The sequence below is a fragment of the Sulfurimonas sp. CVO genome (assembly GCF_009883775.1).
Classification (GTDB): Bacteria; Campylobacterota; Campylobacteria; order Campylobacterales; family Sulfurimonadaceae; genus Sulfurimonas; species Sulfurimonas xiamenensis.
The window spans coordinates 348,009-361,389 of record NZ_CP033720.1; the positions used below are offsets into that span (position 1 = coordinate 348,009).

At 33.6% G+C, this 13,381-nt stretch carries 16 protein-coding genes and 1 tRNA gene; 14 read left to right on the forward strand and 3 right to left on the reverse strand.

The genetic code is table 11. From position 1 onward, the window contains the following. Positions 1-77: 77 nt before the first annotated feature. From CVO_RS01775 to CVO_RS01790, 4 genes are all read left to right on the forward strand, one after another. Positions 78-305 (forward strand): hypothetical protein, encoded by a 228-nt coding sequence (locus CVO_RS01775; protein WP_152299880.1) that lies wholly within the window; start codon positions 78-80, stop codon positions 303-305. A 4-nt stretch (positions 306-309) separates the two neighbouring features. Continuing rightward, on the forward strand, positions 310-528 hold the full coding sequence (locus CVO_RS01780; protein WP_152299879.1) for a hypothetical protein: 219 nt from the start codon (positions 310-312) through the stop codon (positions 526-528). A 66-nt stretch (positions 529-594) separates the two neighbouring features. After that, a tRNA-Arg gene (locus CVO_RS01785) sits at positions 595-671 on the forward strand. 104 nt (positions 672-775) lie between these two features. Continuing rightward, positions 776-1,243: an HAD family hydrolase gene (locus CVO_RS01790; protein WP_159569663.1), complete on the forward strand. Its 468-nt coding sequence runs from the start codon at positions 776-778 to the stop codon at positions 1,241-1,243. 2 nt (positions 1,244-1,245) lie between these two features. On the opposite strand, the gene trpA is transcribed toward CVO_RS01790, so the two are convergent. Then, entirely contained in the window at positions 1,246-1,986 is a 741-nt protein-coding gene (trpA, locus tag CVO_RS01795; protein WP_159569665.1) for a tryptophan synthase subunit alpha, read from the reverse strand. Positions 1,987-2,237: 251 nt separating this feature from the next. Here trpA and panB point away from each other — a divergent pair, with 251 nt between their 5' ends. Genes panB through CVO_RS01810 form a run of 3 tightly spaced genes read left to right on the forward strand, consistent with a single transcriptional unit; the run spans position 2,238 to position 5,085 of the window. After that, entirely contained in the window at positions 2,238-3,029 is a 792-nt protein-coding gene (gene panB, locus CVO_RS01800) for a 3-methyl-2-oxobutanoate hydroxymethyltransferase (protein WP_159569667.1), read from the forward strand. A gap of 8 nt (positions 3,030-3,037) precedes the next feature. Continuing rightward, the gene (ruvB, locus tag CVO_RS01805) at positions 3,038-4,048 is read left to right on the forward strand and encodes a Holliday junction branch migration DNA helicase RuvB (RefSeq protein ID WP_159569669.1); all 1,011 of its coding nucleotides are present in this window, start codon (positions 3,038-3,040) and stop codon (positions 4,046-4,048) included. Next, entirely contained in the window at positions 4,045-5,085 is a 1,041-nt protein-coding gene (locus tag CVO_RS01810; protein ID WP_152299874.1) for an AI-2E family transporter, read from the forward strand. The genes ruvB and CVO_RS01810 overlap by 4 nt, the downstream gene beginning before the upstream one ends. 15 nt (positions 5,086-5,100) lie before the next feature. On the opposite strand, the gene CVO_RS01815 is transcribed toward CVO_RS01810, so the two are convergent. Further along, on the reverse strand, positions 5,101-5,991 hold the full coding sequence (locus tag CVO_RS01815; protein WP_159569671.1) for a lipid A biosynthesis lauroyl acyltransferase: 891 nt from the start codon (positions 5,989-5,991) through the stop codon (positions 5,101-5,103). Between the two features lie 115 nt (positions 5,992-6,106). Here CVO_RS01815 and CVO_RS01820 point away from each other — a divergent pair, with 115 nt between their 5' ends. From CVO_RS01820 to CVO_RS01850, 7 genes are all read left to right on the forward strand, one after another. Then, the gene (locus tag CVO_RS01820) at positions 6,107-7,012 is read left to right on the forward strand and encodes a PDC sensor domain-containing protein (RefSeq protein WP_152299872.1); all 906 of its coding nucleotides are present in this window, start codon (positions 6,107-6,109) and stop codon (positions 7,010-7,012) included. Then, positions 7,009-7,620, forward strand: coding sequence for an imidazole glycerol phosphate synthase subunit HisH (gene hisH, locus CVO_RS01825; RefSeq protein ID WP_159569673.1), 612 nt, complete (start codon positions 7,009-7,011; stop codon positions 7,618-7,620). Before CVO_RS01820 ends, hisH begins: the two co-directional genes overlap by 4 nt. Positions 7,621-7,643: 23 nt before the next feature. Next, entirely contained in the window at positions 7,644-8,354 is a 711-nt protein-coding gene (gene hisA, locus CVO_RS01830; protein ID WP_152299870.1) for a 1-(5-phosphoribosyl)-5-[(5-phosphoribosylamino)methylideneamino]imidazole-4-carboxamide isomerase, read from the forward strand. Positions 8,355-8,434: 80 nt separating this feature from the next. Then, a complete protein-coding gene (locus CVO_RS01835; RefSeq protein WP_159569675.1) occupies positions 8,435-8,596 on the forward strand; it encodes a hypothetical protein in 162 nt (53 codons plus the stop codon). After that, positions 8,596-9,429, forward strand: coding sequence for a 50S ribosomal protein L11 methyltransferase (locus CVO_RS01840; protein WP_152299869.1), 834 nt, complete (start codon positions 8,596-8,598; stop codon positions 9,427-9,429). The genes CVO_RS01835 and CVO_RS01840 overlap by 1 nt, the downstream gene beginning before the upstream one ends. Before the next feature lie 2 nt (positions 9,430-9,431). After that, positions 9,432-11,435: an ATP-dependent zinc metalloprotease FtsH gene (ftsH, locus tag CVO_RS01845; RefSeq protein ID WP_152299868.1), complete on the forward strand. Its 2,004-nt coding sequence runs from the start codon at positions 9,432-9,434 to the stop codon at positions 11,433-11,435. Continuing rightward, positions 11,425-12,099, forward strand: coding sequence for a phosphatidylserine decarboxylase (locus tag CVO_RS01850; RefSeq protein ID WP_152299867.1), 675 nt, complete (start codon positions 11,425-11,427; stop codon positions 12,097-12,099). The genes ftsH and CVO_RS01850 overlap by 11 nt, the downstream gene beginning before the upstream one ends. 22 nt (positions 12,100-12,121) lie before the next feature. On the opposite strand, the gene serS is transcribed toward CVO_RS01850, so the two are convergent. Continuing rightward, on the reverse strand, positions 12,122-13,369 hold the full coding sequence (gene serS, locus CVO_RS01855) for a serine--tRNA ligase (protein ID WP_159569677.1): 1,248 nt from the start codon (positions 13,367-13,369) through the stop codon (positions 12,122-12,124). Positions 13,370-13,381 lie beyond the last annotated feature (12 nt).

The window sequence follows — 13,381 nt, forward strand, 5'->3', positions numbered from 1 at the left end:
CAAAAAATATGATAATTAAATATCCTATATCAAATTATGATAGAATTATGATTATATAAAAGAGGTAGGATTGTTTTATGCAAAATCAAACAACTTTAACAAAATTAAATGATAAAGTATCAGCTGTTGTGGAACAGTATAATTTGCTTAAACAGGAGAATGAGACCCTTCGTTTAGAGGTAGTTAAATTAAAAGCTGAGAGTGAAATAAAAAACCAAGAGATAGAAAAGTTGATAGAACAAAATGCCATGAAAGATTCAGAAATAGAGTCAATAGTAGAGAAATTAGAAGAAATAATGGTTTAAATATATGAGTAAAAAACTTGGTTTAAATATAGGTGGCCGCCGTTTTGATGTAGATGTAGAAGATGGTTTTGCTCATTTTTTAGAACAGCAGATGAGAAAAGACTTTAATGTTGAGGGAAATAATGATTTAAAAGTGCTTCTTCAGGCATATGTTCGTAAAAACCATGAACTATTTTTACAAGAACAAAAAATAGAAGAAATCACAAAAAAATTAGAAATTTAAGAGTTGAATTTATTATTATCTAAGGTAAGAGTGATATAATTTCGTTCTCTTTAATAGAGATGGTGTGCGCTCGTAGCTCAGCTGGATAGAGCACTGGTTTGCGGTACCAGCGGTCACATGTTCGAATCATGTCGGGCGCACCATTTTGTATTTAAAACAACTTCTATACTCTTCTAAAATTTAATATATTTTCTTACATTTTAGCTTTTAACAAGCAGCAAAAAAATAAAAAACAATGGATACCAAAATGTTCATCGAAATTCCAAACTATAAAACTGTTGATCTTAAAAATATTGTATGTGATTATAATGGAACCATAGCCAAAGATGGAAAATTGCTTAATGGTGTCGGCGAATTATTTAAAAAATTGACAAAAGATTTTAAAGTTTTTGTGATAACGGCAGATACATTTGGAAGCGTTCAAAAAGAGTTACATGGGTTTGATATCGAAATTATTGTATTAAAGAGCACTCACCATACAGTAGAAAAAAAAGATTTTTTAAACTCTATCGGTGCTCAAAACTCTATTGCTATCGGAAATGGAAATAATGACTCTTTAATGTTACAAGAAGCTAATATTTCGATAGCTTTAATGGGTGATGAAGGGTGTTCGGTAAAAACTTTAAAAAATGCTGATATTGTTTGTAAAAATATTTTAGACGCTTTGGAGTTAATAATCTATCCAAAGCGGCTTATTGCAACATTAAGAGAGTAGTTTTAACTATTTATTTCACTCTTTAGTATTTTTGCCAGTTCGCCGCATTTAGCTATTTTTTGCGTATAATTTAAATTATAATCTAGCAGTATTTCAACAAAAGCACTTCCGACAATTACTCCATCAGCACCTTTTACTTTATCTTTTGCAGTTTTTTTATTAACTCCAAAACCGACATAAACCGGAGTTTGAGTATATTTTTTTATAGATGACAGGACAGATTGAAGATCTTCTGAAACACCTGAGCCTGTGATTCCTGCATATGCTACCATATATATAAATTTTTTAGAATCTTTAACTATCTCTGCAATTCTGCTTTCGCTGTCAGTTGGAGCGATAAAACTAATATTTGATATATGATTTGAGTCAAATAAATTTTTATATGCCAAACTCTCTTCATAAGGCAGATCCGGAATGATAAATCCGCTTATTCCTATCTCTTTTGCAAGCGGAATTAATGTGTTTAGGTTATGTTGATAAAAACTGTTAAAATATCCCATCCATAATGTATCTACTTTGGGAGCAATTGTTTTAGAAATATCTAAAAGATGTTCAAATTTAAAACCAAGTTCCAAAGCTTTATAGTTTGCTTTTTCTATCAATGGACCATCTGCAACAGGGTCAGAAAACGGAACTCCCAACTCTAGCAAATCTACCCCGTTCTTACTAAGGGCAAATGCTAAATCAACACTAAAAGACTTTTCTGGATAACCAGCTGTAATATATGCTACTAATTTTTTCAATTGTTTTCCAAGTTAGATTATTTAAACTAAGAATCTTTTTAATATTTAAAGTATTTTTAAATTTATACAAAGTTTCTCTATAGAGTTTAAATTATAGCACTTTTCTAAAATCCTTTCAAGTTAACTTTATTGTTAAAATAAATTTTTATATTTATAAAATTTATAAGTCGGCTATAAAAGTTAATTCATTATTACATTAATTTAGTTAAAATTCTTTTATTAAATTTTCTATTGAAAAAAAAGAGTGCCAAATGATTAAAAAAATGACAATAAACAGTATTAAAAAAGCAAAAGGTGTTCAACCTTTGGTAATGATAACAGCTTATGATGCTCTTTTTGCGAAACTTTTGGAACCAAGTTCTGATATGATTTTAGTAGGCGATAGTCTAAATATGAGTTTTGCAGGTAAAAATGATACTTTGAGTGCAACTCTTGAGCAAATGATTTATCATACAAATGCAGTTTGTCAAGGAGCAAAGAACAGTTTTGTTATTTGTGATATGCCTTTTGGAACAGATATAAATTCTGAAGAGGCTCTTAAAAACTCGATACGAATTTTTCAGGAGACAGCTGCTGATGCTGTAAAAATTGAGGGTGGTGAAGACAAAGCTCATATTATAAAGCATCTTTGTTCTAACGGAATAGCAGTTTGTGGCCATATTGGGCTGCTTCCTCAAGCAGTTCGTTCAGAAGGCGGTTATAAAGTAAAAGGGAAATCAGAAGAAGAAAAAGCAAAGCTTGTTAAAGATGCAAAAGCGGTAGAGAGAGCAGGTGCTTTTTGTATGGTTATTGAAGGTGTAAAAGCTGAAGTAGCAGCTGAAGTGGCAAAAAGCGTAGCAATACCTGTTATTGGCATCGGTGCAGGAAAAGATGTAGATGGACAGGTTCTCGTATTTTCTGATATGTTGGGATTTTTTGAAGAATTTACACCTAAATTTGTAAAAAAATACATGGATGGAGCATTATTAGTTAAAAATGCAGTGAAAAATTATTCTGATGAGGTAAAAAGTAGAGAGTTTCCTCAAGAAATACACACTTACTAAGAGAGAGTATGGAAAGATTAGTTGAGATAGAGAGATTTGAGAATGAAGAGAGTTTAGAGACGACTCTTCGTCCAAGCGCCTGGAGTGAATATATCGGTCAAGAACAGATTAAAAAAAATCTTGGTGTTTTTATAGAAGCCAGTAAAAAAAGAAGAGAAGCTCTTGATCATGTTCTTTTTTTTGGACCACCGGGATTGGGAAAAACAACATTAGCGCTAATTATCGCCAACGAGATGAATACAAATATAAAAGTAACAGCTGCTCCCATGATAGAAAAAAGCGGAGATTTGGCTGCAATTCTTACAAATTTGGAGGAGGGTGATATTCTCTTTATCGATGAGATACATCGTCTCTCACCAGCTGTTGAAGAGATACTCTACTCCTCTATGGAAGATTTTCGAATTGATATTATTATAGGAAGCGGACCGGCTGCGCAAACAGTTAAGATAGATTTGCCGCGTTTTACTCTTATCGGTGCTACTACAAGAGCAGGGATGCTCTCTAATCCGCTTCGCGATAGATTTGGAATGAATTTTAGAATGCAATTTTACTCTCCTGAAGAGCTGGCAAAAATTATTTTGCAGGCTTCGGCAAAACTTAATAAAGAGATAGTGCATGAGGCATGCATTGAAATAGCAAAAAGAAGTCGTGGAACACCGCGTATTGCGCTTAGACTCCTTCGTCGTGTAAGAGATTTTGCAGATGTCGCTAATGAGGAAAAGATTGTACATTCAAGAACAAAATTTGCGCTTGAGGAGCTTGGCATAAACTCTCATGGATTTGATGAGATGGATATTAAGCTTTTAAATCTTCTTATTGGAGCAAAAGGAAAAGCTATCGGGCTGAGTACTATAGCTGCCTCGCTTAGTGAAGATGAGGGAACGGTAGAGGATGTGCTGGAGCCTTATTTGATTGCAAATGGTTATTTGGAGAGAACTTCAAAGGGCAGAAAAGCAACAAAAAACACTTATGATGTTTTAAATGTTAATTTTGAACATGAAGAAGGATCTCTCTTTTGAAACCGCAATACTTTGTAGCCATACTATTTGCCACCTCTTTATACTGGATGTATCTTCTGTATGTTCCATTTTTGCTTGGAATGATAATCGCAGCGTTATTGGCAATTTCTACATCAAATATTCAGAATTTTTTTGAAAAAACAGTAAAATCAAAATTTTTTGCAGCACTGATTTCAAGTTTTTTGTTGGCAGTTCTGTTTTTTGTGCCTCTTGGATATTTTTTGGCAACATTGACAATAAAATTAAACAGCATGGATTTTACAATTTTTAAAAATATAGAAGTGTTTATTAGGGAATTTTTGTTAAATCCGCCTGAATATTTGTCATTTTTAAAGCCCTATACTGATGATTTAATGAAAGAAGTTAATGTAAATTCGATTGCTTCTTATGTTCTCTCTTTAACGGGAAATATTGGATCAATGAGTGCAGGGTATCTTAAAAATTCGTTTTTAGTGATAATTTTTTATTTTTTTGCTCAATACAATGGGAGTTATGTAGTAGATTTTTTAAAGAGAGTTGTCCAGATGTCAGTTGATGAGACAACACTTTTAGCAAAAGAGCTCTCATCTGTAATGAGTGTTGTCTTTTACTCTATAATTGTTAATGCGATGTTTCAAGGAATACTTTTTGGGATTGCTATCTCTTTTATGGGGTACAATGGGCTTTTATTTGGAATTATGTATGGATTTGCATCATTGATTCCTGTAATTGGAGGAGCGCTTATGTGGCTTCCTTTTATGTTTTATGAATTTTCTGTCGGCAATAGTTCTAATGCAATATTTATAGCTCTTTATTCTATTCTTGTTATTTCAGTTGTTGCAGATACTTTTATAAAACCTTTGATTATTAAAGAGATAAATCTAAGACTTTTAGAAGAGGATGATGCAAAGATGAATGAGCTTATTATCTTTTTTGCCATTATTGCGGGACTTACGACTTTTGGGTTTTGGGGAATGATTTTAGGACCTGCTATTACTGCATTTTTCTTAACTATTATGAAGCTTTTTGAGGCGAGAACAAAAGAGTGTATAACATAAAACTCAAAAAAGTTTTTAAGTCTTTTTTTTATAAATATATTGATATCTATTTTTAAATCTACGATGAATCCAGAACCAAAATTTTGGGTCATCTATTATGACTTTTGTTAGCCAGTCAGCTTGAAGCTGTGTTGCTTTTTGAATATCCTCTTTTTCGTTATCTGTTTTTGGCACCTCTATCTCATCAAAAAATGTTAGAGTATAGTTTTCTTCATCTTCTGTTTTTATGATAACTGGAATAATTGCAGCATTGAATTTTCTTGCTAAATAGGATGGTGTTGCAGTTTGATGCACTTTTTTACCTAAAAATTCAACTTCTACACCTACTCTGGAGCTAATAGCCGTGTCGATTAGAATACCGCTGGCTTTGCCATTTTTAGCAAGTTTTATAAGAGATTTAATTACACTAGATTTTTCTAATGATGTATTTCCTAAGTTTGATCTTGATTCAAGTACCCACTTCTGATAATTTGGATTTTTCATTTTTTTATAAACAGCGGCTATTGGTTCAGCAAAAATTCCTACCGCTATCCCGCCTAACTCCCATGAACAGTAATGGGAAGTTATATATACAGCTGCTCTTTTTTGTTCGTGCACTTTCTCTACAGCTTCTATATTTTTTACTGTTATTTTTTTTGCAAAATCCTCTTTGTTCATATGCCTGATTTCCATTAAATGCAAAAAGTTTAAGAGTAAGTTTTTAAAACTGTATTTGATTATTTCTTTTTTCTCTTTTTGTGTAAGTTTATCGCCGAATATAAAATCTAGGTTTGCAAATCCAACATTTCTGTATCTAAAAGAGAGGTAATATGCAACTTTTGCCAAAAAAATAAAAAAACCTTTTCGTATTTTTTTCGGTAGAATCATTAAAAATTTTTCAAATAGCAAAAATAGTTTAAATCCCATTGTTCAATAACTCCAGCTATAAATTTAAAAATAGATTATATCAAATGAAAGTAGGGTAACTTATAAAATTGTTATAAAGCATTTGGTATAATCATACAAAAATTTAAGGCAAAAAATGGTCCCAACGGATATACAGGATTTTTCAAGAGGCAGAACAAAAGCAAGAGCCTACTTTTGTTATCTTTTTTCTAAAAATATTCCTAATAGACTTCCTTCGATAAGTCAAGAGATGATACTGCCGAGACTTTTAAAAATCAAAGGAGATCTTGAAAACTGTGACGGTGTTTATCTTTTAGATAACAAAGGGGTGCAGATTAGTCCGACATTTCAAGAACACTCACAAAGAGATCAGGATGTAGGAAGAATTTTGGCTGACAGGGCATACTACTATAGAGCCGTTAGAGAGGGAAGATGTACTGTAACTGACCCTTATCCTTCACTTTTAACAGGCGAATTGTGCGTAACAGCTTCGCAGCCAATTTTTGATGAAAATGGCAATTTAAAGTATATTGCATGTTTGGATATGCCTCTTAACGAAGTTTTAAAAATATCTCGTTTAAATACTTCTGATACATTTTTTTATACATTTTTTAAATACTCTTATGCTCTCTTTGCATTTGCACTGGTAGCTATTGCTTTGCTGCTTTTTATAAATGGTGTGCAAAGTTTTTTTATTTATGAGATATCAGCTGTTCATTTTGATGCTAAAAATGTTTTTGAGGCTACAATTCTTTTAACGCTCTCTCTGGCTATTTTTGATTTATCAAAAACAATAATAGAAGAGGAGATAATGGGGCGTGAAAGAGATCATAATATTTCAGGACCGCATAAAACTATGGTTAGATTTTTGGGTTCTATTATTATCGCTTTGTCCATTGAAGCTCTTATGCTTGTGTTTAAGTTTGCTATAACGGACCCGGAAAAATTAGTTTATGCTATGTATATAATAAGCGGAGTTGCAATGCTTTTAATAGGGCTTGCTGTTTATATAAAATTTACAAAATTAAAGATTGATGAATGATAGCAATTGTTGATTATAATATGGGGAATTTGGCAAGTGTTCAAAATGCATTTGCTAAGATAGGCGCTAAAACAGTGGTTGAGAGTAATCCTCAAAATTTTAAAAAGTATGAAAAGTTGATACTTCCGGGTGTTGGTGCTTTTCCTGACGCGATGCAACATCTGCGTGAACGAAATATGATTGAAGCCATAAAAGAGTTTGCGCAAAGTGGTAAATATATGCTTGGAATATGTTTGGGAATGCAGCTTTTGTTTGAAAGCTCTGAAGAGTTTGGCAGTCATGAAGGTTTGGGTCTTATAAAAGGAAAAGTTGTTGCTTTTGATCCATCTAAGTTCAGTGAAGCATTGAAAATTCCTCATATGGGTTGGAATAGAGTCTTTACAAAAGAGCATCCTCTTTTTAAAGGTTTAGATGAACAGCATTATCTATATTTTGTTCACTCTTATCATGCTGTATGTGAAAATGAGCAAGACATTATCGGTAAAACTGTTTATGGCTATGAGTTTGCTTCTGCGGTTGCTCATAAAAATATTATGGGAATTCAGCCTCATCCTGAAAAAAGTCATAAAAATGGACTCAAAATATTAGAAAATTTTATAAAGTTATAATATATTAAAAAGGATTTATATACATGACACTATACCCTGCAATTGATTTAAAAGACGGAAAAGCAGTTAGACTTACAAAGGGTCTTATGGAGAGTGCTAAAATATACTCTGATGAGCCTTGGATACTTGTGAAAAAATTTCAAGAGATGGGTGCCAAATGGGTACATTTAGTTGATTTAAATGGAGCATTTGCCGGAGAGCCGAAAAATCTAGAGCAGATTATTAAGATTAGACAAAATTGTAATGTAAAGCTTGAGCTTGGCGGCGGCATTCGAGATGAAGAGACAATTAAAAAGATGCTTGAAATCGGTATAGACAGAGTAATCCTTGGTTCTATTGCCGTGAAAAATCCGAAATTTGTTAAGGATATGGCGGCGAAATATCCCATTGCTGTAGGCATAGACGCTATTGACGGATTTGTCGCAGTTGAAGGATGGGGTGAAGTAAGCTCTATGAAAGCGACTGATTTGGCAAGTGAATTTGCAAATGCCGGCGTAGAAGCCATAATCTGTACTGATGTTTCAAAAGACGGAACACTAAGTGGTGTAAATGTGGATTTTACTGTAGATATCGCAAAAGCAAGCGGAATTAGTACTATTGCCAGCGGTGGCGTAAAAGATGAGAAAGATATCGAAGCTTTAATTGCTACAAATTTGGTAGATGGTGTTATTATAGGCAAAGCATATTACGAAGGAACTCTAGATTTAGCAAAAATGTTTAAGTTGCTTAGTTAAGCTTTGCTTAATAGCAAAATAAATAAAATTTAGCTATTATAGTTTATTGATTTATAGATATTTAAAGAGAAGGGTTTCATTTGAAATTACTTGTTATTGATGATAGTTTAAGGGTGTTTGATGCTATAAAAAGTGCATTGGCAAAGGCAAAAAAAACGGGTATTAATGATTATATTGAAAAACCGTTTATTTCAAAAGATTTAAAAAAGAAATCTAGCATTTTTATGGGTGTTTTAATTTAATGCAGGAGTATTATTTTGAATTAACAGTTACTGTATCTTCTTATCATTCGCTTTTTTCGGATTTTTTAACAGATACTTTACCCATCGGTTTTGAAGAAACGGATAATGGTTTTATTATTAGAAGCGAAGAAGAGCTTGATACTATAGTTTGGGGACTTGAGCAGTTTGCAGAAGCTTTGCAAAAAGCTTTAGGCAAAGATGTTGAACTTGAATGCAAACAGAGAAAACTTAAAAACAGCGACTGGATAAAAGTGTATCAAGAGAGTGTTCAACCGATTCAAATTGATAAATTTTATATTCATCCTACATGGGATGAACCAAGCAGTGAGTTGATAAATATAGCTATTGATCCGGCACTGGCATTTGGCACAGGGCATCATCCTACAACAGCATCATCACTAAAAGCTATTGCAAAATATGTAAAAGAGGGTGATAGAGTTTTAGATGTAGGATGCGGGAGCGGAATACTCGGTATAGCGGCAATTAAACTTGGTGCAATAGTTGATGCTTGTGACACAGATGCGGAGTGTATAGAAAACAGTAGAGTAAATGCTAAACTTAATTCAGTAAAGTTTGAAAACTTATGGGAAGGCTCTTGTAGTTTGACAAAAGATAGTTATGATATTGTTGTAGCAAATATAGTGGCTGATGTTTTGACTTTTATAGCAAATGATTTAAAAAATGTTTTAAAAGCAGGCGGATTGCTTATATTATCAGGAATATTAAATAAATATGAATCAAAAGTCTTAAAGTTTTATCAAGATTTTGAAATTCAAGAAAAAATAACTCAAGATGAATGGGTTACATTAATATTAAAGCAAGGTAAAAAATAGATATGCAAAACAAAAACGATAAAAATGACAACAATAATAATAATTTTTTTAATAAAAATCCGCTTATAACTTTTGCGATATTTTCAGTAGTAATTATCATGCTTTTTAAAGCCATAATTGGAGAAAATAGTGTCTCAGATGGAACACTAGCAGGCAGTAAAAAAACAAAGCAGATAAGTTACTCAGAACTTAAATCTTTAATAGAGTCTAAAAGTCTAAGAAAAGTTGAAATAGGGCAAAGTTACATTAAAGCATATGGCACAGATAATGCAACTCTATATACGACAAGAATTGTGCCGGGCGACTCTAAGTTAACAGAATCATTGGACAAACAAAATATAGAGTATGTTGGCTTTAGCGAAACAAACTGGTTTACAGAGATGTTTGGATGGCTTTTTCCATTTCTAATTATAATTGCAATATGGATGTTTTTTGCCGGACGAATGCAAAAAAGTATGGGCAGCGGTATTTTGGGGATGGGCGGCTCTAAAAAGATGATCAACTCTGAAAAACCTAAAACTAAATTTGACGATGTAGCAGGGGTAGAAGAGGCAAAAGAGGAGGTTCAAGAGATTGTTGATTTCTTGAAATATCCGGGTCGTTATGTAGAAATCGGGGCAAAAATTCCAAAAGGCGTTTTGCTTGTAGGAAGCCCTGGTACTGGTAAGACTCTTTTGGCAAAAGCGGTTGCAGGCGAAGCTGATGTGCCATTTTTTTCGGTGAGCGGTTCTAGTTTTATTGAGATGTTTGTCGGTGTCGGAGCGGCTCGTGTTCGTGACCTTTTTGAACAGGCTAAAAAAGATGCACCGAGCATTATTTTTATAGATGAGATCGATGCTATCGGTAAAAGCCGTGCGGCAGGTGCTAATATGGGCGGTAATGATGAGAGAGAGCAAACTCTTAATCAGCTTTTAGCAGAGATGGACGGATTTGGAACAGATACTCCCGTTATTATTTTAGCAGCTACAAATAGACCTGAAATACTTGATCAAGCACTATTGCGTCCGGGACGATTTGATAGACAGGTATTGGTGGATAAACCTGATTTTGAAGGTCGTATAAAGATTTTGAAAGTGCATGTTAAAGGCGTTAAGATGGATGAGGATGTTGATCTCGAAGAAGTTGCTCGCTTAACAGCCGGTTTAGCTGGAGCTGATTTGGCAAATATTGTTAATGAGGCAGCACTTCTTGCAGGTAGAAAGAGTCAAAAAAGTGTAACACAAAAAGATCTTTATGAATCAGTGGAACGAGCTTTAGCAGGACTTTCTAAAAAATCTCGCCGTATAAATCCAAAAGAGAAAAAAATTGTTGCATATCATGAAAGCGGACATGCCTTAATGGCTGAAACAACGCCGGGAGCTAAAAAAGTTTCAAAAGTCTCAATAGTACCTCGCGGTTTAGCAGCACTTGGATATACGCTCAATACGCCAGAAGAGAATAAATTTATGATGCAAAAGCATGAGCTTTGGGCAGAAGTTGATGTACTTTTAGGTGGGCGTGCGGCGGAAGAGGTTTTTATAGGTGAAATTTCTACGGGTGCCGGGAATGATCTAGAAAGAGCGACAGATATTATTAAATCAATGGTTCAAACTTACGGTATGAGTGATGTGGCAGGTTTAATGGTCCTTGAAAAAAGTAGACAATCTTTTTTGAGTGGCGGAGGTATGCAGGCGAGTAGAGAATATAGTGAAAAAATGGCGCAGGACATGGATGAGTTTATAAAAAGTTCGCTTCAAGAGAGATATCAACATGTTGTTCAAAGACTTCAAGAGTATAGAAGTGCAATTGAAGATATGGTGAAACTTCTTTATAAAAAAGAGAGCGTTACAGGTGCTGAAGTTAGAGAAATTATTATAAACTTTGAAAAAAAGAGTGGATTAGAATCTAAAGTAAATCTTGTTGTTGATGATATTGAAGAAGAGTTAAAAGCTGATGCAAAAATGGTTGAAGATGAACAGAGTTCAAAAAAAGAAAGAGATGACAAAGAGGGATTAGATGAAGAATAATCTTTTACCTGTTGCAAAAGAGGGGTGGAATTATTTAATATTTTCTGTTGCAGCGCTTCTTCTTTTTACTTTGCTTGATTTAGATTTTTTGCAGTTTATTGCTTTTTTGACGACACTTTTTTTTCTTTTTGTTTTTAGAAATCCAGAGAGACAAAATATGCTTTATCAGGAAAACAGTGTTGTTAGTCCCGTTGATGGAAAAGTAGTTTCAATAGAAGAGTTGGATAGCAAAGAGAGTTACGCATACAAAATAGAAGTAGAGAGTAATTATTTAAATGTATCTCTTCTTAGAGCCCCTTTTACATCATTATTAAAAGATATATCGATCTACAGAGGTGCAAGATTATCTTCTATTTATCCTCTCTCAAAAGATATTAACGAAAATGTAGAATTGATTTTTGTTGATAAAAAATCATCCAATAAAATAAAAGTTACCCATATACTAAAACAAAGTTTCAAGGCAATTGACATAGATATTATAAAAGCTCAAAATATACTTCAAGGCTCTAGATACGGATTTATGTTAAACGGCGTTACAGCACTCTATGTGCCTTCTAACTTTAGATTAAATATTAGTGTTGGCAATGAGCTTGCAGCTTCAGAATCTCTTATTGGATATTTTACAACTGAGAGTAAAATAGAAAATACAAATTCGGAAATATAAGCTACTTCCGAATTTTATAATATTAATTTATATATGGTTCAAGCGCTTTTGGAATAGTGATGCTTCCATCTTCATTTTGAAAGTTTTCCATAATAGCTACCATAGTTCTTCCCACTGCCAATGCAGAACCATTTAGAGTGTGTACAAAAGAGTTTTTATCTCCATCTTTATATCTTATTTTTGCGCGTCTAGCTTGAAATTCTCTGGTATTTGAGACTGAGCTTATTTCTCTGTAACTATTTTGACCCGGAAGCCAAACTTCCAAGTCTACGGTTTTAGCTGCACCAAATCCTAAGTCTCCGGCACAAAGTGTGACAAGACGATGCGGAAGTTCAAGTTCGGTAAGTATATCTGAAGCAGTTTGAACCATTTCATCAAATATTTTATCGCTATCTTCAGGCTTTGTTATAGAGACAAGTTCAACTTTGTGAAATTGATGCTGTCTTATCATACCTCTTGTATCACGACCTGCCGCACCTGCCTCTTTTCTAAAACATGATGTGTAAGCAGTCATTTTTATAGGCAGTGCATCAGCCGGCAAAATCTCATCTTGATATAGATTTGTAACCGGAACTTCTGCCGTTGGAATTAAAAACAACTCTTGATCTTCTATTTTATAAAGGTCGTCTTCAAATTTTGGAAGCTGTCCTGTTCCTTCCAATGCAGCTCTATTTACTATAGAAGGCACACTGACCTCCGTAAAACCTCTTTTTGAATTAAAATTCAGCATAAAGTTAATAAGTGCTCGTTCAAGTTTTGCACCCATGCCAAAAGAGACGCTAAAGCGGCTTGTTGCAAGTTTCACTCCTCGCTCAAAATCTATCCATCCGTTATTTTCGGCTAGTTCCCAGTGCTCTTTTGGAGTAAATATAAATTGTCTTGGAGCTAAAACTTTTTTAATCTCAACATTGTCATTTTCATCCTCACCATCAGGTGTGTCATCATCTGGAATATTTGGGATAGACATAGCTAAAGTTTCAAGCTCTTCTTGTTTTGTTCTTTGAACTTCAAGCGCTTCTGCAATTTTAACTTTATTTGCATCTACTCTCTTTTTTAATTCACTTACATCTTTTCCCTCTTTTTTATAGACGCCAAACTCTTTGCTCATCGCATTTTGAGCAGCTTGGAGCGTTTCATAATCAACTTTCGCAGCTTTTAGCTCTTCATTTTTTCTTTTTAGAGAATTTAAAAGTTTAATATCAACGCCTTTTCTTACGAGTTTATCGCTGACGCCTTGAAAATCTTTTTGGAGTAGTTTTAAATCAATCATCTTTATCCTTAA

Bases quoted from the DNA above. Each gene is read 5' to 3' on its own strand.
- CVO_RS01775 (WP_152299880.1), top strand. From the start codon at position 78: ATGCAAAATCAAACAACTTTAACAAAATTAAATGATAAAGTATCAGCT.
- CVO_RS01780 (WP_152299879.1), top strand. From the start codon at position 310: ATGAGTAAAAAACTTGGTTTAAATATAGGTGGCCGCCGTTTTGATGTA.
- CVO_RS01790 (WP_159569663.1), top strand. From the start codon at position 776: ATGTTCATCGAAATTCCAAACTATAAAACTGTTGATCTTAAAAATATT.
- panB (WP_159569667.1), top strand. From the start codon at position 2,238: ATGATTAAAAAAATGACAATAAACAGTATTAAAAAAGCAAAAGGTGTT.
- ruvB (WP_159569669.1), top strand. From the start codon at position 3,038: ATGGAAAGATTAGTTGAGATAGAGAGATTTGAGAATGAAGAGAGTTTA.
- CVO_RS01815 (WP_159569671.1), bottom strand. From the start codon at position 5,991: ATGGGATTTAAACTATTTTTGCTATTTGAAAAATTTTTAATGATTCTA.
- CVO_RS01820 (WP_152299872.1), top strand. From the start codon at position 6,107: ATGGTCCCAACGGATATACAGGATTTTTCAAGAGGCAGAACAAAAGCA.
- hisH (WP_159569673.1), top strand. From the start codon at position 7,009: ATGATAGCAATTGTTGATTATAATATGGGGAATTTGGCAAGTGTTCAA.
- hisA (WP_152299870.1), top strand. From the start codon at position 7,644: ATGACACTATACCCTGCAATTGATTTAAAAGACGGAAAAGCAGTTAGA.
- CVO_RS01840 (WP_152299869.1), top strand. From the start codon at position 8,596: ATGCAGGAGTATTATTTTGAATTAACAGTTACTGTATCTTCTTATCAT.
- ftsH (WP_152299868.1), top strand. From the start codon at position 9,432: ATGCAAAACAAAAACGATAAAAATGACAACAATAATAATAATTTTTTT.
- CVO_RS01850 (WP_152299867.1), top strand. From the start codon at position 11,425: ATGAAGAATAATCTTTTACCTGTTGCAAAAGAGGGGTGGAATTATTTA.
- serS (WP_159569677.1), bottom strand. From the start codon at position 13,369: ATGATTGATTTAAAACTACTCCAAAAAGATTTTCAAGGCGTCAGCGAT.